We start from the raw sequence: 18,175 nt of genomic DNA, 5'->3' as shown, positions 1-18,175 counted from the left end.
AACTGAATAATAGTACTTTATACGCTTGGTTGCTTTTGGGGAATGAGCAGAAAGAAGCGAGAAACGGCATTAGTTCCGTTCCCAACTCGTAACCCATTGCACTAAAAGCAAAAAGGGGTTACGAATAGAATACAACTCATTGTATGTTAGTTGTTTATTCTTCTTTCCTCTTTGTTTTGCATAGCTCATAGACACTCCATAGTAAGTAACTTTGCAAACAAAAAAAAGACATGAAAGAAAACCAACTGAAAGTATCGTTTTTCGTGCAGGCGAAACGATTGGACAAGAAAGGAATGGTGCCCATCATTGGGCGCATAGAGTTAGGTAACAGGCATTCAGGCTTCTCCACCAAACAGAAAACACCGTTATCTCTTTGGGATAGCAGAAAGCAGCGACTATTGGGCAAAAGTGCCATTGCAACCACTATCAACCAATGGTTGGGGGAATGTACTGCGCTCATCCATACTCGCTACCTTGAATTACTTGAACGTGGAGAGAGTTTCAATGCTACCGATGTGCGCAATGCCTATCAGGGACAAATCAATCGCCAAACAATGCTATTGGAGTGTAACGCAACGTATCTTCAGCATACAAAGGAGCGCATTGGGATAGACAGAGCCTTAAAAACTTTCAAGCTCCGCACTTACCAATCTTCCTTACTTCGTGAGTATGTGAATAAGAAGTATAAATTGAGCGACATTCCTCTTGTTGGGTTGGACAAAACCTTTATTGAAGGCTATGAATACTATCTGACCGTAGATAGGAAACTCAAACGTGCCAGCATCAGCAGTACATTATCTGCCTTAAAGACCATTGTAAGTATGGCGGTTAAGAAAGGATTTTTGGATTTAGACCCATTCCTTGGGTACAGCTACGAGAAAGCCAAAGGAACACCGAGGAATATAACCCAAGAGGAACTGCAAAAAATCATCAGTCTGCATATTGAGTGGGATAACTACAGAATAGTGCGTGATTTATTTGTCTTTTCATGCTTCACAGGGTTGGCAATTTCCGATGTACGTAACCTTAAAGAGGAGAATATCGTATGTGAGGAGGGCAAACTCTGCATCAAGGGTAAGCGTGTCAAGACCAAAACACCTTACCGAGTGCAAATCCTCCCACCAGCAAAGGCAATTATGGAACGATATAGGGGCAAACGTGCAGGATATGTGTTTGATGTACCTACCGTAGACATTGTACACAATGCGATGCACCATATACAGCGAAACATCGGTATGAAAACGCCATTGACCTTTCACATGGCTCGCCATACCTTCGCTTCAGTCATCACCTTATCGGCAGGTGTGCCGATAGAAACGGTAAGCGGTATGTTGGGGCATACCAACCTCAGAACGACACAAGTATATGCAGCGGTCAATTCAGAAAGAATAAGGCAGGATATGAGGAGGGTTCAAACTTGCATACAAGATACATTCACCTTAAAATTATAGCTTATGGCACGCAGTACATTCAAGACATTGTTCTACATCAACCGTTCCAAACAGAAGAAAAACGGCAAATGCCCGATTATGGGACGTATTACTATCGACGGGCAGCAGGTGCAATACAGTTTGGGATTAGACATCAATCCGAGTAATTGGGATGCCAAACACGGCAGATGCAAAGGCAATACAGATGATATAAGGGAAATCAACCGCTTGTTGGCAGAGAAAGAAAAACAGGTACAGACTAAATACCAAGAGTGGATTTGGCAAAAGGGATATGTAAGCGCAGAGTTGCTTAAAAGTTTGCTGACAGAAGATAGTAATCGGAATGGTATACTGATAGAGGAAGCCAATCTCTTTATTGAGGAAAAGCGTCCTTGTGTTGGTCTGACCGTAGCAAAATCTACCTTTGCAAATTACATCTATGCCAAACAACTCATTGAAGCCTACTTAAAAGATAGGTTAGATATAACAGATATTCGCTACTCGCAGTTAGACTATGGTTTTATTGAGGGATTGGACTTTTATCTCAAAAGCCAACGGAAGCTTTCTCTTGCAACCATTCAGATTGTGATTATCTTCCTTAGAAAACTCATTGGTATAGGGCAGCAAAAGAAGTATATCCGCATAGACCCATTTGTAGAGTACAAGGCTGAACTGCCACAGCGAACTCGCAGGTATCTTACTACGGAAGAGTTACAACGAGTGTTGCAGACACCTATTATTGACAAGCAGTTTGAGCGTGCAAGGCAGTTGTTTCTTTTCTGCGCCTTTACAGGATTGGCAAGGGTTGATATGCAGAGGTTAACGCCCAAGCATATTCATCGGTATGAAGACGGTACTTTGGAAATACGCATCAAAAGGCAAAAGACGGATGTGGAAGCCATCATTCCATTACTACCCATTGCACGTTAGATACTTGACTTATACATCAAGGACAAACAAGATGACGAGTTGATTTTTCCTAACTTGACCGTGCGAAAGGCTTCTTTTGCGTGCGTGAACATCGGGCAGATATGCCAGATAGAGAAAGGCTTAACCTTTCACATGGCAAGACATACCTTTTCGACAACGATTTGTTTGTCAAATGGCATTTCAATGGAAACACTCAGTAAGATGCTTGGTCATAGTGATATTGGTACGACACAGATTTATGGAAAAATAACTGACTTGAAGATAAGGGAGGATATGAGCCAATTACAAGAGCGTGAGAGTGCTGAGTTTTCAAAATACTGTGATGCTATTGAGCAGCAAGCAACAACAGGCAGTTTGCAAATCCTTAATCATAATATGCAAGCACAGTTATAATGGAAAAATCCAACTTAATTATTCACATACAACATCTATAACAATGAAGGAAAACAAAAAGAAAGAACTTTCCTACTTCCGATTGAAGTTAGAAAGCTATATAAGTGAACATCACCCCGAAAGAATGAGTGATACGGAGTTTATCAAAGCGCGAGCAGATATGGCACTAACAGCCTGCTGCGATGCCGTGGCGCATGGTTTTAATCATTTAGAAGCAGAAAGCATAGCAAGTGAAGTGCTTTTTAGTGGGCTACACTTTTCAAAGTACGATACCCTTGTTTCCGTTTTGGAGAACGAATTTGAAAGAGAACTCCCTGCACCTCTCCCTAAAAGGCTTGCGCTGATATTGATAAGGAACAAAGCGATGCAAGCCATATTTGATGGTTATGAGCTGACCGATGACTTCTCCGCAACCGAGCAGTATGATAAATTATACACTGAACTTACAGGCACAATAGTGCTGCTCATCGAGAGCAATAATCTGCCAACGGTAAAACAGTTGTAATCAGATAACACGAAGATATTGTACATTTTTAGCATAATCCAAGTGCCTGAAGCCGTATTCTTATCGGGCAAAGGTACATCGATTGTCCTATGCCTTGCAAGGTCAAGCCCTGCGAGTGGAGCGAAAAATCTCCACCGCAGGGTGTTTTATTTTCGTCTATTCATTCCAAATAGCCTTCTTTGTGCGGTAGTATTTTTCGCTCCCAACCTTGCACGACATGGCAAGTCGATGAGTAAAAAGCCCGAACGAATACGGCATACTCAGGCTCTTTGGACGCAAAAGCGAATGATAGAAACAATAGTTAGAACTAACGATTGTCTTAACAATCTTATTATATGACAAGCTATTGTTTGTACAATTTGTTGTCATAACAATTTATTGTCAAGACTATCTGTTGTCAAGACTATTTGTTGTCAAGACAAACTATTGATAGTTCGACATCTCGATTTGTCGAACTATCGAACTGGCGATAGACCAACAACTATGCAATAAAAGGAAAGAACCAGCACCTCATCTCATTACCGCAATAATGCTGAGGGATTTCCTCGTGGGCTTTTCTCTTATTTTCCTAACATTTCCCTGCTTTTCCTCATTCCTTACAGCGATGCTTTTGAGGACTTACTTTTGCATCCGAGAAGTACGGCAACGGACTGCATAATAGTTCGTTTGCCGAATAACAATAAAGTAACCAAAACAGAATTAAGGCAATGAAACTTATTATTATCGACAGTAAAGCATGGGAGCGACACCGCTCCGAATTTGCAGACTTTATCCACCACGTGGAAAAACTCATCGGCAATCCGCCTGAGACCGAGCAATGGCTCGACAACGAAGCTGTGTGCAAGCGTTTGGGTATCAGCAAACGTACCCTGCAATCATATCGAGATACAGGTAAAATCCCTTTCTCCATGATTGGACACAAGTGTTATTACAAACAGACTGACATCAGTGAAATGCTGAATGCTGTCAAGGAATGAACCCAAAGAATGAATGAATTATGGCAGAGAATGAAATCATTACGCAGGAAGACCCTCAAATGCAGTTGTTTTCACAACAGATGGAAAGCACTTTGAAGAAGTTGGAGCGGTATTGTGACACAGCTCGTCCGATGCTGAATGGTGAGGTTTACCTTTCGAGCGAGGAAGTGTGCAGCCAGTTACGGCTTAGCACACGCACGCTCCAAGAGTACAGAAATGCAGGAACGCTTCCATACTATAAAATTGGTGGGAAGATACTTTACAAGCAGAGCGACATTCAAACTATGCTTGAAAGGCATTATAATCCGATACCAAAGAAGTCATGATAGCTATGGATGAAAACAGAAGACAACGTTTGGAACAAGCCATTAAAGACATGGAAAATTATGGCGTTAAGCCACATAAGCCCGAAGACCTCCCTTTTTATGACCAGCCTTCAGAGTTCGAGTTGGAAATGGAACGGAAGAGTTTTGCTCCTGTGGAAGCAGAGAAAGAAAGTGGTTTTGAAAATAGAAAAACAGACAAAGTTGAAGCACTTCATAGGGCAAGCAGGACAAAAAATAAGGATAGAGAAGAATTGGCTCTATTCCAAGAGAAGTACCTTCAGCCTATCCGCCTTAGCCATCGCAAAGCCGTGTATGTGTCGGAGGAAACCCAACGAAGGCTAAGTTTTATTGCGCGAAAAATTGGAGAGCAGGGAGCGAGCGTTTCAGGGTATGCGGAACAGGTACTTCGGGAACATCTTGACCAATGTAAAGAGGAGATTGAAAAATGGCGAAAACTCTGAACTATTGCATTCCACGAATGCAAGCCTGTGCTGAGTTACCGCATTCAGTGAATACAGTAACACAGCAGTGGGCTTATCAACCTCATTCTTGATATTGGCAAGGTGTGTCTTTGTACCACAAATTGCCATTTGTACCACAAAGACCCTTGCCCCGAAAGGGGATTAAATCACTCCAAAGTCGTGATTAGATAACAGAATAAAACATAAGATTAGGCTAAAATTAGAAGTAGCCAACAACAATCGTTACGGACACAGAGAGACAGAGGAAGTGCCATGCTGGGATAGATGGGACACCCGTATGACCGACGTGAAAGACCAGCTGCGTGTCATTGCCTTATACTTCTGCTGTAGAGGTTGCTATTCTCGTATAATCATCATAGGAATGATGCTCTTTCAAATAGCTATTAATAGAATTAGCCGTAAGAACAGCTTTTTTAAGGTCAGTTACAACCTTTCCATTACTGTCAACTATAGGCGTTCCTGAATCAGGATTTCGATTCTTTCCCCACGGATTTCCTCCTCCTGTTCCATTTATCGAAACGTATTTCCACCCTGAGGTTTCATTTCCAATGAGAACTGCAGCATGACCAAATCCATTAGCAGCCTCTCTGTCCAGTAGAAAGACAATATCTTTACCATCAGGATCTATAATCTTTAATGGGTTATTTAAACAATATACATAGGCACTAACATTCTGATATTTCTCCATCTTTGGATCCACAGTCATCCATAGACTCAACCGTGGCTCATAGTACCTCGCACCATAGTAGTACATTCCCGTTTCCTCGTCAAATTCTTTCGCATTGAAGAGATAAGGCGTGTTCCAAGTGTTGTTGCGCTCCTCGATGAATACCTCGCCGAACGGCACGTACTCGATATGCTGAGCTACCTCGCCGTCAAGGTTGGTGATGTAGCTTGAGCTGCCCAAGTGGTCGGAGTGATAGTAGAACTGCATCTTCTCGTACTCTTCATTCGGCTTGAAGTTACCATCAATAGAAGCACGAGCCATCGCCCTTGCTTGAGCAGCCTCTGGCGTACCATCGTTACAACAGAACCCTTGACCGCTTACATAGTCGTTATTGTCCTTTCCAGAATAAGGTAGGTCAAACGTTTTGTAGTTGTCTTTGATGGATTGCAGTTGCTGTGCATACTTGTCCTTGTAATTGATGGTCAAGCCATCAGCTTCATTACCTGCATAAGGAATGCGTCTTGGGTCTGTCTCTTATGTTCACCGATATATGCTGCTTTTTTTGATTTTACTTCAAATTCAATCATACTTTTAATTGTTTATAGTTATCAATTATTTAACGTCATTCTTTCCTGTTTATTGCTCTCTCCGTTTAATACCCTTGTATGGAGCGTGACTATTCTCATTTGTCCACTATTCTGTTCCTTTGTTGATTTTGGTTACTGCTGATTCATTCAAGGTTATCAACAGAGAGTTTAGGCAAATATAAACTGTCAATATCATTTCTGACAAGCAATTTCCCTTTCTTATAATAAATTAGGCTTGCCCTTTTTAGATAGTTCATAATGGGATTGTGACTATATACATTTTTATAAATACCTTAATTCCGCAACACTATTATAACTTAAACTTTTTAAGTACCTGAGCAACAAAAAGTTGCCCAGGATTTTGCCATGTCAAAGAATTCACTTATCTTAGTGTTGCAAAACAAGCAAGCAAAACTCTGATATGGCATGGCAAAAATACATATTAAATCCGATAAACTCACTCCTTTTGGAGGAATATTTTCAATCATGGAGCAATTTGACTCCACATTGTCATCTGTAATCGACTCGACCCTCGGTCTAAGGTGTAGATCATTCGGTTATCAGTACAGCGAAATCATCCGTTCACTCATGAGTATCTACTTCTGTGGTGGCTCATGTGTTGAGGATGTCACTACTCATTTGATGAGCCATCTCTCGCTTCATCCGACACTTCGAACTTGTAGCTCTGATACTATCCTCAGAGCGATAAAGGAGCTGACGCAAGAAAACATTTCATACACATCAGATATGGGCAAGACCTACGATTTCAACACGGCTGACACTCTCAATACTTTACTGCTCAATTGTATGTTTGCATCTGGCCAACTGAAAGAGGACGAGATGTATGATGTTGATTTCGACCATCAGTTCATAGAGACAGAGAAGTATGATGCAAAGCCTACATACAAGAAGTTCCCTGGTTATCGCCCTGGCGTGGCGGTTATTGGCGACTTAATCGTTGGCATTGAGAATAGCGATGGCAACACAAATGTTCGTTTTCATCAGAAGGACACGCTGAAGAGGTTCTTTGAGAGATTTGAACAGAACGGCCTTACTATCAATCGTTTCAGAGCTGACTGTGGATCATGTTCCGAGGAAATCGTAGAAGAAGTAGAGGAACACTGCAAATCCTTCTATATCCGCGCAAACCGCTGCAGTTCGCTCTACAATGAAATCTTTGCTCTCAGAGGTTGGAAAACTGAGGAAATCAATGGCATTGAGTTCGAATTGAACTCTATCCTTGTTGAAAAGTGGAAGGGTAAAGCATACCGACTTGTGATTCAAAGACAGAAACGGTTGGATGGTGTATTGGATCTCTGGGAAGGAGAATACACATACCGTTGTATCCTGACTAACGACTATGTATCTTCCGTAAGAGAGATTGTCGAGTTCTATAACCTTCGAGGGGGAAAGGAACGTATCTTCGATGATATGAACAATGGTTTCGGATGGGACCGATTGCCCAAATCCTTCATGGCAGAGAACACCGTGTTCCTTCTTCTTACAGCACTTATCCGTAACTTCTACAAGGCCATTATCCAAAGACTTGATGTAAAGAGGTTCGGACTCAATACAACAAGCCGCATAAAAGCGCTTGTCTTCAGGTTTGTCTCTGTACCAGCAAAGTGGATCAGGACATCAAGGCAGTATGTGCTGAATATCTATACTTGTAACAATGCTTACGCGGATGTGTTCCAGACAGATTTTGGATAACGCCTACAATTTATGGGTATGATACTGCGTATTGCCTCAAGTCGCATTGTGGGGTAAGGGGATGTTGTAGGCTGAAGTGGGGGATTTCAGTTCTAATTATCTGCAAATTCAGTAATGAGAGGATGTGTACACGCAAGAAGGACGTTGAAAAGTTAAGTTGCGGATTTGAGGAAATACAAAAACTATCCTGCCTACAGTATATTACAGTTCTTGCATGGTATAATGAATCAATAAAACTTGCATTAAAAAACTGTATATAAACAGTTTTATTCTTATATTTCAACAATTCGATATAGTTACCTTGTTCAGAATCTGGATATAAATTTTCATATAGGGGGCCAATTATAAATCCATTATTTATGTCTATTTTGTTTTCATGAAAAATCTTTTCTGTTTGCAGCATTAAATACGAATCATGGGCGAAATTATCTTTTTCAATATAACTTCTAACACTATCAAGAACTTCTTGTTTAAATATGTTCTTTAGTGGTGACCTATTACAGGACACCACTAAGAGTATACTTATTATAATCACGATCTTCTTCTTGTTCATCGTCATTTTTTATAACCTAGGTAATCTTCTGATGATACTTGACAAAGTTGTTTTTCCACTTAAAAGATTTTTCCTTGAAGCATCATAAGAATTCATATTAACAAACTTTCCACTTACACGCCCATTCTTATCAGTATACCCTCGGATACCATATATTTTACCATCGTAACTTATTGTAAAAACTGGCAGTGAATTGTTATTTTTTGAATAACCTAAGTCTCCATAACTATCTATTAAATATGTAGAAGGAGGAGCATCTCCCGATCTGTCTTGATGTGTGTGGACTTGTCCAATTACAGTAAAATGTTCCCTTCCTTTACTTAGGGTGCGATTATTAAGTTTATATCCACCTGCATCCATTTTGGTGGTGTTTCCATCATTCAAATAATCAGGTAAGACTAAGACTTCTTTATTTGAGAGAACAAATCCCCCAACTTCTCGCCCACCTTTTTCTCCTTTAGTACGATAATGTTTATCGGCTTGATTCCACATACGATTATAAGCCTGTGTTTCATTCTTGTATAAAATACTTCCATCATTTCTATATGAAATGGTATTGTTTTTATTAGTAAATGACTTCCCTATATATTTTTGTCCTTTTTCTAAATCTTTGGTTGAATGTACTTTAGGGCTATATTGGTATGTTTTATCAACATCTTCATACCAATCTTTTCCATCAGGGTCAATAAATATAACAGGGTTGTTATTAACGAAACAGTAAGATGAAATATTTGAATACTTCTCTTCCATCGGATCGGTTGATATCCACAGACTCAATCTCGGCTCATAGTACCTGGCACCATAATAGTACATACCTGTTTCTTCGTCAAATTCTTTGGCATTGAAGAGGTAAGGGGTATTCCATGAGTTGTTGCGTTCCTCGATGAACACCTCACCGAAGGGCACATACTCGATGTGCTGAGCTACCTCTCCGTCAAGGTTAGTGATGTAGCTTAAGCTGCCCAAGTGGTCGGGATGGTAGTAGAATTGCATCTTCTCATAATTGTCCTTGTCGTGGAAATTACCATTTGCAACCCTCGTACGTGCCATAGCCCTTGCCTGTGCTGCCTCTGGTGTACCATCGTTGCAGCAGAAGCCTTGACCATTTACATAGTCATCATTATCCTTACCATTATAAGGTAGGTCAAACGCCTTGTAGTTGTCCTTGATGGATTGCAGTTGCTGTGCATACTTGTCCTTGTAATTGATGGTCAAGCCATCTGCCTCATTTCCTGCATACGGTATTCGTCTTGGGTCTGCGCCATAACTTGCCAAGTCGCCCAATTTAGAAACGATTCTTTGACTACCTATGTAGATGTGCTTGGTGTACTTTCCACCTTGCCCAGCTACGAGGTATGGACTGACATAGAGTGAGAAGCGTGCCGTACCGGTGTTACCACCCGAGAACTCAGAGTTTACGTATATGGCTTCATTCTCGCCTGAGGTCTTCACCATGCGCTCACCATCGGCATCATACCAATAGTTGCTCACAAAGCCGTTCTCATCGGCTGCAAGGAGTCTGTTCTCCTCGTCCCACCTATACTTCTGCTCGGTTGTCTTCTCATCTTCCTTGCCGTCTTTCTTTACACGAGAGGTGTTGATGTAGACAAGGTTTCCGTTGGCATCATAAGTGTATTTGTGTCCGTTGTTGATGTTCGTGCTGTCCGTAGGAGTTTCTTCCGTGCGGTAGTTGATATCGCGAACATTGTCGAGTTGGAACTTCTTACCATCTGCCTTTTGATAAGTATAGGCGAGTTCATAGCCTGCGTTGAGCGTGCCCTCGAACTGCACACCTGTCTGCGAGAGATGTTGCTTCTTACTCGTGATGCGGTGCATGTTGTCGTAGCCCATAGCAAGGGTGTAGGATGCCGTCTTGCTGTTGGATCCTGCGTAGGTTCCCGTTGCGCTTGCCAAACGATATAGTGGGTCATAAGTATAACTGTGGCTCATCTGGCCGCCTGCCTTGCCACTCTGTGGGAGCGGAGCATTGTTCTTAATACCGAGCACGTTGCTCACAGCGTCATAACTATAGGCATTGTCCATAATAGTACCTGCCTTGACATTGACCATGAGGTTCTGCAATCGTCTGCGTGCAGGGTCGTAACTGTAGAAGGTTTCCGCTCCGTTGCAATACTTCAGATAAGTGCGCTGCTCGATGATGTCTGTTCCTCCACACATATCAATTATTTAACGTTGTTTTTTTCTGTTTATTGCTTACAGCTTTTAATACCCATATAAGGGTAATGATGAACACCCTTATAAGGGTATTGCCCGTTACCCTTATAAGGGTAAGTTCAAACAATCTATATGTGGTTTACCATAGACTTGCAGTTTTAATGTTATACATTCTGTTCTCTATCGCTATTGTGGCTTGCGTTTTCGTACCACGTTTTTTACTCTTTTATTTATGACGTCATATTTACTAAAATGAGACGTCATATTTACCAGGATTAGACGTCATATCCGTCAGATTGAGACGTCATATTTTAGAGTGTATGACATCATATTTTGAACCTTAATGCTCATTCTTTAAGAATCAGGTAGTTATTGGGATTACTCCCGATTTAGAGCATTACCGACTAAATCCCATAATCTTTATAAGTATAGTAATAATACTTGCTCTTTCTTACTTTATAAAAAAATACGAAACATCCTGATGAAACTATTCGGCGTTTTGAAATAGACTCCTGTATTAACTGACATATATTAAAATGTATACATAGTTTTTTGCCATGAGATTCCATTGTGTCTAGTATATATATAGAACGACTTTCTCCTACTCTAAGTTGCGGAAAGTCATTAGAAATTATATTTACTTTTTTTACTTTAATACTCTTGTCATTTAGAATAATATAAAGAGTATCAGAAGTATTTAAATATGAAGCTTGCAACAGAATTTTATGCAGTCTGCATATAGCATCATCATATAAAACTTCTTTATTCAATCTTTGTGCTTCTGCAGATATGCAGAAGCACAAAGATATTATATATATGAAATGTTTTAACATTATGGCAATATTATTTAAAAATTGAAATAGGGAATACTGCATTAACTCCCGATTTATCATATCGATATATTAATTTACTTCCCATTCCTATGACATATTCCGTTCTCTTTGCAGTACTAATGTCCTGCTTTGATGGTGGCTGTTGCCATGAAGCTGTTTGATCATTCTTTTGGCTAGTACCACTTGGGTGACTATGGTAAGAAGAAGTTCCTTCAGAGGAAACATTTCCTTTCCATGGATCCTGAACGTTTCCTGTTTTTTCGTCTACAACTCCAGTCCCTGATTTGTTAAAATTTCCTGAATATTCTCTGTTGTTTTGATCCGAAGTTCCACCTGTGCCATCATCTTTGATACTTTCAAGCATTGCTTTAATACGTTCTGTTTTTCCTATATAAACTATATTTTTTGAAGAAAAATCACCTTTTTTTATCTCCTCAACAGTTTTATCGTATTCTTTTTGTGATATTGGGTTGCTCTTTCCCTTTTGAGTAGGGTTAGAATCCTTGTAAATTACATCTGTACTTTGAGAGGTTTTAATAACATAGTTCTTTGTTTCTGTAGTATTACTCCCAAATGTACCTAACTTGGTTCCGTCTTGTCCCCAATATACACTATCTAATCCTATTGGATCAATATATTTCAAAGGATTCCCAAAACAATATACATAGGCACTCACGTTAGGACTTTTTTCTGTTAATGGATCCACACTCATCCACAGACTCAACCTCGGCTCATAGTATCTTGCTCCATAGTAGTACATACCTGTCTCCTCATCAAACTCTTTCGCATTGAAGAGATACGGCGTATTCCAAGTGTTGTTGCGTTCTTCAATGAATACTTCCCCAAATGGAACGTATTCGATATGCTGCGATACTTCGCCGTCCAAGTTGGTGATGTAACTACTGCTACCCAAATGGTCAGGATGATAGTAGAACTGCATCTTCTCGTAGTCGTCGTTAGGCTTGAAACCTTGTACCCACGAGTGCAAAGCAAGCTCGCTTGCAGTTTGCTGAATGCCGCCAAGGTTCAACTCCGTTAAGTTGCCGTCGATGGCTGCGCGTGTCATGGCTTTCGCCTGTGCCGCCTCCGGCATACCGTTGTAGTTGTCGTTTACCGCACGATTGTATCGTGTGGTAATAATGGAAACAAATCCATGCAATTGAATCGCACGACAACCTATAGAGGGTGTTAAACCCAATATTGTCACGCGATTCAATCGCACGGCAGCAGGGGGTAATATTGTGTTAAAATACAAAAACATCTCCGCATAATCATCAAAATTCATCAAGGACTCCCTTTGGTATTTCCTTGAATTCCTAGGCCACAACATACAATTGGTTTAAAGAAAACTGGTATACCCGTATTGATAGAATTATTTATAACGTCAAAAAAAACATATATGTAAAAGAAAGGAATTCGCTTATCAATTGATGTCGGAGAGATATTCCATTTAACAGCCAATTCCATGTTCTTTTTGCTATTCAGATAATCATTCGCTATACATAATCTAATCGCTTGTCCCTTCACAGAATAAACTTTATACACAAAAACAGAATCTGAGCATAAAGTATAGAAAAGATTTTGCTTCTTTAGAGGAACAGGACATATATTGGGGGCGATATAATTACCATATTCCCTATCAAATGGAGAAAACTTGTAAATTTCTACATTTTTATAGCAAGGAGAAACTAATGCCGAATAAATTTCTTTCGGACTCATTATACGAATACTATCTATTTGGGTCGTAAAATAAAAAGTTTCCATTGAGTGATCTATTGACAATGTATCCTTTCTAAAGATTTCTTTCTTGCTGTAACGCTCTATAAGAAATCCTTCTATCTTTACCATCTCTTTTTGACTATATGCATAAAATTGATAGTTCGCAAAGAAGATTAATGCAAAAAAATATTTATCCATAACCAATATCAAAATTAGAGCCACAATTACCTTTGACAAGCAAAAGCAATGTCAAAGGTAATTTAATTGGTTGTTTATTTATCTAGACCTAATAATTCCCAAATGACCTTTTCTGGGTTTATTTCTGTTGTCCAGCATAATTTTAACTCCTTTAGTATCTACCTTAGGATGAGTAATGGTAGGTGAGCTGGTAGTAGTACCTCCCAAAATATTTCCATCATGGAAAATTACATTCATTTGTGACATTATATCTGTCTTGTCCGAATGATCTAATCCAAGGTTGTGTCCAATTTCATGCACATATGTCCATTTAATCAAATCATCTTTATCAACATGATTGTTCCTAGCAAAATTGTCAATCGACGATTGGTTTATGTCAACACGATAGCCATTTGCAGATCCAAGATCGGTATTATTACTACCTTCATTTGCACGGGTTCCTAGTGAATTGCCAAAGAAAATATCTTGTCCACCTTCATTGGTTATAAAATCATTCATAATAGCCGTAGTTAACTTACCCTTTTCAACTTCTTCGGCAGATATATTAAAGCGCACATATGACTTTGTTCCATCATCATTCTTTATTTTACGGACTTTCCCTTTATTATTATATTCGCTTATGGCATTATTTAAACCCTTAATTTGCTGTTCGTTAAGAGAGCCCTTTTCATAATAATAGTTTGCCTTGATGATAAAAGGATCCTTTTCTGTACCTGTCCCTGTTATTTCCCCATCCTCCCCTGTTGGATCTATATACTTCACAGGATTATCAAATGTATAACAATATGGTGTGATGTATGCATATTTCTCCTGCATAGGATCACAGCTCATCCACAGGCTCAACCTCGGTTCATAGTATCTTGCACCATAGTAGTACATACCTGTCTCCTCGTCAAACTCCTTGGCATTGAAGAGGTAAGGGGTGTTCCAAGTGTTGTTGCGTTCCTCGATGAACACTTCACCAAATGGTACATATTCGATATGCTGTAATACTTCTCCGTCAAGGTTGGTGATGTAGCTACTGCTACCCAAATGGTCAGGATGGTAGTAGAACTGCATCTTCTCGTAATCTTCATTTGGTTTGAAGTTACCATTTGCAGACCTTGTGCGTGCCATTGCACGAGCCTGTTCCGCCTCCGGCGTAGCATCATTGCAACAGAAGCCCTGACCGTTTACGTAGTCGTCATTGTCCTTACCGTTATAAGGTTGGTCGAACGTCTTGTAGTTATCCTTAATGGATTGTAACTGCTGGTTGTACTTATCCTTGTAATTGATAGTCAAGCCATCAGCTTCATTGCCAGCGTATGGTATTTGTCTTGGGTCTGCACCATAAGAAGCCAAGTCGCCAAGCTTGCTGACGATTCTTTGTGAGCCAATGTAGATGTGCTTGGTGTACTTGCCACCTTGCCCTGCCACGAGGTATGGACTGACATAGAGACTGAACCTTGCCGTACCGGTGTTGCCTCCCGAGAACTCGGAGTTCACATAAATAGCTTCGTTTTCGCCTGATGTCTTCACTGTGCGCTCACCATCGGCATCATACCAATAGTTGCTCACAAAACCGTTCTCATCGACTGCTAGCAAGCGGTTCTCCTCGTCCCACTTATATTTCTGCTCGGTTGCCTTTTCATCTTCCTTGCCGTCTTTCTTTACACAAGAGGTGTTGATGTAGACAAGGTTTCCGTTGGCATCATAAGTGTATTTGTGTCCGTTGTTGATGTTCGTGCTGTCCGTCGGTGTCTCTTCCGTGCGGTAGTTGATATCACGCACATTGTCGAGTTGGGACTTCTTACCATCTGCCTTTTGATAAGTATAGGCGAGTTCATAGCCTGCGTTGAGCGTGCCCTCGAACTGCACACCTGTCTGCGAGAGATGTTGCTTCTTACTCGTGATACGATGCATGTTGTCGTAGCCCATAGATAACGTATAAGAAGCTGCTTTATTGTCCGTTCCCTTATAAGTACCTGTTGCGCTTGCCAAACGATATAGTGGGTCATAAGTATAACTATGGCTCATCTGTCCGCCTGCCTTGCCACTCTGTGGGAGCGGAGCATTGTTCTTAATACCGAGTACGTTACTCACTGCATCATAGCTGTAGGCATTGTCCATAATAATACCTGCCTTAGCATTCACCACGAGGTTCTGCAAACGTCTGCGTGCAGGGTCGTAGCTGTAGAAGGTCTCCGCTCCGTTACAATACTTCAGGTAGATGCGCTGCTCGAACTTGTCGTAACCTATCTTATTCACATAATCGTAGCCGTAAGACTTATAGCCACGCACATGGTCCACCTGTCCACCGAGGTTGTAGCCGTAGGTGACCTTTTCCTCATCGGGGTAAATCATTTCCAATAGGCGGTTATGGCTGTCGTACTTCCACTATGTGACGTAGGTTGCCACTGCCTGGTTGGGCACAATCAGCGTGCGTACAGTCTTCAATACCTCACCCATTTTACCATAGTAATACTCGATAGCGCCACTTCCGTCCTCACGAAGCATCAATCTGCCGATACGGTTGTGAGAAGAGTTGATACCACCGTAATGGTACTTCACGTTATTTTCCGGATGGTCAGGGTAGTTGATTGCCGTCAGACGACCGTAGTCGTACTCGTAATTGATGGTCTTGCCCTCCTTTTTGAGATTGGCTGTCTGCTTGGTGAGTACGTTGCCCAAAGCATCGTAGGTAAAGGTGGTGATACCGCTTGCAGGGTGATTTACCTCTGTACGACGATCGCCCATATCATAGACGGATGTCGTTACGTTGCCCTCCGTGTCTGTTACCTTGACCAATCGGTCGATACCATCATATTCGAAAGAAGTGGTAATCGTTCCGTCGGGTCCGCTGAGCTGCTCAGTCTTCACGGTCTTGCCACTACCACTGGTATAGGTTGCCTGACGATTACCCAACGCATCAGTTACAGTAGTTACGAGTGCATTGCTACCTGCGTCCGTAGAGTATTCCGTCTTGGTCTCAGCATTGTCTGGAAGCGTTACTTTCATAGCACGGTCAAGCACGTCATAAACCGTTACGGTTGGCGACACGTTGTCAAAAGCCTTGTTGAAAGTTGTCTTGTTTCCCACTGCTTCGGTTACAGGGTAATAAGCCTTAGCCACACGACCGAAAGCGTCATAGACGTTGCGTCCGCTGACAATCATCACGGTCTCGTCTTTCGGAGCACTACCCTTGGCAGCTGTCGTTACCACACCGTCTTTCTTCACCTGAACGGGACGCCCGAAGCCGTCCACGAAGGTTACGGTCTCCATATCATCGCTTGGGTGCTGTATGTCGTAATGCTTGGTCACTGCATAAGCAGGCGCTGTAATACCGTTGGTGCCGAAAGTAGCCTTAGGTTGATAGTCAAAGGCAATGATGTAAGGCACACCTGTTGCCAACTCATTAGGCCCACGCACAGCTTTCACACGTCCGAGGTTGTCTATATCCGTTTCATAATAGAAGTGGTTGAGATCCATACGGCGGAGTGCCATGCCATAGCGGTAGTCGAAGTTGGCAGCCTCGCTACGGTAGCCAAATGCATCGTCTACACGCTCCACATACATATTCATCACCGGCTCATAGCGGTAGGTATACCACATGCGCTGTCCCTTGCTGTTAGCAGGAAGCGTGGTCTTGATGATGTTGCCGTAAGCATCATAAGTATAGTCAGAGACGGCTTCGCTGCTTCCGAGTTGTTGTTTAATCTGCGTAATATGGTCGGCATAGTTCAAATCGTAAGTCGCAGAAACTTGATGATAAATCTTACCATCACCGCCCGTTACGGTTACGTTGGTAGGTAGCCCGAAGATATGTTTGTTATCATTGTGAGCATATTGTATTGCGGTTTGGTAGTCGAACTTACCCGAACCGTCAGCACCCAACTTGCCCTTATCACTGAACTTGTAGGACTTCAGTTCTCCGTGATAGCCAGTGAGGTAATACTCATTCCAAGCCTCTGAGGTGGTGATGCCGGTTGGCTGTCCCTCATACTGCTTATTGGCGGTATAGCGTAGCGGTACAAAGGCAGAAGCGCGGTCGCTACATAGCTTCTTCTGCTTGGTAAAAGTGTACTTGTCACCGTTGGCAGTGAGGTAGTAGCCGTCGTACTCATTGCGTGTCTCGGTGTACTTGTTGCCTTTGGCATCCTCTACAGATACTCCAAGCTGATTGCCCTGTGCATAGTAGGATAATTCTTTATCTTTATTATTATCAGTCATGTAACAGTATTATATCCTATTTATCAACCAACTATTCAACTTTACATTCTGGATATACAAATAAAACATATGTATTTATTGGTGAATATCTTCTGATATATTGAGGAGCATCAATTGATGTATGTTTCTTATTAAAAACAGACACATTCAATGCTACCAAAACAAAAAATATGGGTTTTTCCCTAAAAGAGTAAATATCATAGTGTTTTCGTTCTTTCTCCAATATATAATTGCAAAATCCTCCTATATAACAATTTGGTATTCTTTTATGTAAAGAAAATGGCAAATCGTAGTATATGTTATCACCTAATACATAGTGGGACGTATTTTCTATAAAGTAATTTATATTCTTCATGGGGATAGAATCTATTGAGGTATCCACAACATATCGTATATTTTTATATTCAATAATAATAGGATTATTAATATGAATTGTATCTAAAATAAATGCACTTCTCGTAGAAGTAGGAAGATTATA

The 18,175-nt window shown here is 41.1% G+C and carries 12 protein-coding genes and 3 pseudogenes; 7 read left to right on the top strand and 8 right to left on the bottom strand.

Translation table 11 applies throughout. From position 1 onward, the window contains the following. Positions 1 to 230 precede the first annotated feature (230 nt). The 3 genes and pseudogenes from DYI03_RS10970 (at position 231) to DYI03_RS10960 (ending at position 3,258) form a co-directional block, all read left to right on the top strand. Entirely contained in the window at positions 231 to 1,451 is a 1,221-nt protein-coding gene (locus DYI03_RS10970; RefSeq protein ID WP_021670149.1) for a site-specific integrase, read from the top strand. A 3-nt stretch (positions 1,452 to 1,454) separates the two neighbouring features. Further along, positions 1,455 to 2,753, top strand: a pseudogene (locus DYI03_RS10965) (tyrosine-type recombinase/integrase). Positions 2,754 to 2,796: 43 nt separating this feature from the next. Beyond that, the gene (locus DYI03_RS10960) at positions 2,797 to 3,258 is read left to right on the top strand and encodes a DUF1896 domain-containing protein (protein WP_021670145.1); all 462 of its coding nucleotides are present in this window, start codon (positions 2,797 to 2,799) and stop codon (positions 3,256 to 3,258) included. Positions 3,259 to 3,414: 156 nt separating this feature from the next. On the opposite strand, the gene DYI03_RS13320 is transcribed toward DYI03_RS10960, so the two are convergent. Further along, positions 3,415 to 3,627 (bottom strand): hypothetical protein, encoded by a 213-nt coding sequence (locus tag DYI03_RS13320; RefSeq protein WP_021670144.1) that lies wholly within the window; start codon positions 3,625 to 3,627, stop codon positions 3,415 to 3,417. A gap of 338 nt (positions 3,628 to 3,965) precedes the next feature. Here DYI03_RS13320 and DYI03_RS10955 point away from each other — a divergent pair, with 338 nt between their 5' ends. From DYI03_RS10955 to DYI03_RS10945, 3 genes are read left to right on the top strand one after another with little or no spacing between them, the layout of a single operon-like run. After that, positions 3,966 to 4,235: a helix-turn-helix domain-containing protein gene (locus DYI03_RS10955; RefSeq protein WP_021670143.1), complete on the top strand. Its 270-nt coding sequence runs from the start codon at positions 3,966 to 3,968 to the stop codon at positions 4,233 to 4,235. Between the two features lie 20 nt (positions 4,236 to 4,255). Then, positions 4,256 to 4,561 (top strand): helix-turn-helix domain-containing protein, encoded by a 306-nt coding sequence (locus tag DYI03_RS10950; RefSeq protein WP_021670142.1) that lies wholly within the window; start codon positions 4,256 to 4,258, stop codon positions 4,559 to 4,561. After that, complete coding sequence (locus tag DYI03_RS10945; RefSeq protein WP_021670141.1) at positions 4,558 to 5,022, top strand: DUF3408 domain-containing protein; 465 nt, start codon at positions 4,558 to 4,560, stop codon at positions 5,020 to 5,022. Before DYI03_RS10950 ends, DYI03_RS10945 begins: the two co-directional genes overlap by 4 nt. A gap of 634 nt (positions 5,023 to 5,656) precedes the next feature. Here DYI03_RS10945 and DYI03_RS10930 read toward each other — a convergent pair. Then, a pseudogene (locus tag DYI03_RS10930) lies at positions 5,657 to 6,238 on the bottom strand (RHS repeat domain-containing protein); the annotation flags it as partial. Positions 6,239 to 6,723: 485 nt separating this feature from the next. Here DYI03_RS10930 and DYI03_RS10925 point away from each other — a divergent pair. After that, positions 6,724 to 8,010 (top strand): IS1380 family transposase, encoded by a 1,287-nt coding sequence (locus DYI03_RS10925; RefSeq protein WP_115367973.1) that lies wholly within the window; start codon positions 6,724 to 6,726, stop codon positions 8,008 to 8,010. Between the two features lie 10 nt (positions 8,011 to 8,020). On the opposite strand, the gene DYI03_RS13495 is transcribed toward DYI03_RS10925, so the two are convergent. The 6 genes and pseudogenes from DYI03_RS13495 to DYI03_RS13905 form a co-directional block, all read right to left on the bottom strand. Beyond that, complete coding sequence (locus tag DYI03_RS13495) at positions 8,021 to 8,563, bottom strand: hypothetical protein (protein ID WP_172462603.1); 543 nt, start codon at positions 8,561 to 8,563, stop codon at positions 8,021 to 8,023. Between the two features lie 9 nt (positions 8,564 to 8,572). After that, complete coding sequence (locus DYI03_RS10915; protein WP_317047503.1) at positions 8,573 to 10,741, bottom strand: RHS repeat-associated core domain-containing protein; 2,169 nt, start codon at positions 10,739 to 10,741, stop codon at positions 8,573 to 8,575. A 1,446-nt stretch (positions 10,742 to 12,187) separates the two neighbouring features. Further along, positions 12,188 to 12,697 (bottom strand): annotated as a pseudogene (locus DYI03_RS13915) (RHS repeat domain-containing protein); the annotation flags it as partial. Between the two features lie 158 nt (positions 12,698 to 12,855). Then, positions 12,856 to 13,419: a hypothetical protein gene (locus DYI03_RS10900; protein ID WP_147287682.1), complete on the bottom strand. Its 564-nt coding sequence runs from the start codon at positions 13,417 to 13,419 to the stop codon at positions 12,856 to 12,858. A gap of 147 nt (positions 13,420 to 13,566) precedes the next feature. Then, the gene (locus DYI03_RS13910) at positions 13,567 to 15,831 is read right to left on the bottom strand and encodes an RHS repeat domain-containing protein (RefSeq protein WP_025064723.1); all 2,265 of its coding nucleotides are present in this window, start codon (positions 15,829 to 15,831) and stop codon (positions 13,567 to 13,569) included. 33 nt (positions 15,832 to 15,864) lie between these two features. Further along, positions 15,865 to 17,697, bottom strand: coding sequence for a DUF6443 domain-containing protein (locus tag DYI03_RS13905; protein ID WP_025064724.1), 1,833 nt, complete (start codon positions 17,695 to 17,697; stop codon positions 15,865 to 15,867). Between the last annotated feature and the right edge of the window lie 478 nt (positions 17,698 to 18,175).

Origin of the sequence: Prevotella disiens, from assembly GCF_900454955.1 — a bacterium.
In the GTDB taxonomy this organism is placed as follows: Bacteria; Bacteroidota; Bacteroidia; order Bacteroidales; family Bacteroidaceae; genus Prevotella; species Prevotella disiens.
Note: the sequence above shows the minus strand (reverse complement) of the source record. Positions and strands in the feature narration are given on the sequence as shown.

Bases quoted from the DNA above. Each gene is read 5' to 3' on its own strand.
- DYI03_RS10970 (WP_021670149.1), top strand. From the start codon at position 231: ATGAAAGAAAACCAACTGAAAGTATCGTTTTTCGTGCAGGCGAAACGA.
- DYI03_RS10960 (WP_021670145.1), top strand. From the start codon at position 2,797: ATGAAGGAAAACAAAAAGAAAGAACTTTCCTACTTCCGATTGAAGTTA.
- DYI03_RS13320 (WP_021670144.1), bottom strand. From the start codon at position 3,627: ATGACAACAAATTGTACAAACAATAGCTTGTCATATAATAAGATTGTT.
- DYI03_RS10955 (WP_021670143.1), top strand. From the start codon at position 3,966: ATGAAACTTATTATTATCGACAGTAAAGCATGGGAGCGACACCGCTCC.
- DYI03_RS10950 (WP_021670142.1), top strand. From the start codon at position 4,256: ATGGCAGAGAATGAAATCATTACGCAGGAAGACCCTCAAATGCAGTTG.
- DYI03_RS10945 (WP_021670141.1), top strand. From the start codon at position 4,558: ATGATAGCTATGGATGAAAACAGAAGACAACGTTTGGAACAAGCCATT.
- DYI03_RS10925 (WP_115367973.1), top strand. From the start codon at position 6,724: ATGGCAAAAATACATATTAAATCCGATAAACTCACTCCTTTTGGAGGA.
- DYI03_RS13495 (WP_172462603.1), bottom strand. From the start codon at position 8,563: ATGAACAAGAAGAAGATCGTGATTATAATAAGTATACTCTTAGTGGTG.
- DYI03_RS10915 (WP_317047503.1), bottom strand. From the start codon at position 10,741: ATGTGTGGAGGAACAGACATCATCGAGCAGCGCACTTATCTGAAGTAT.
- DYI03_RS10900 (WP_147287682.1), bottom strand. From the start codon at position 13,419: ATGGTAAAGATAGAAGGATTTCTTATAGAGCGTTACAGCAAGAAAGAA.
- DYI03_RS13910 (WP_025064723.1), bottom strand. From the start codon at position 15,831: ATGATTTACCCCGATGAGGAAAAGGTCACCTACGGCTACAACCTCGGT.
- DYI03_RS13905 (WP_025064724.1), bottom strand. From the start codon at position 17,697: ATGACTGATAATAATAAAGATAAAGAATTATCCTACTATGCACAGGGC.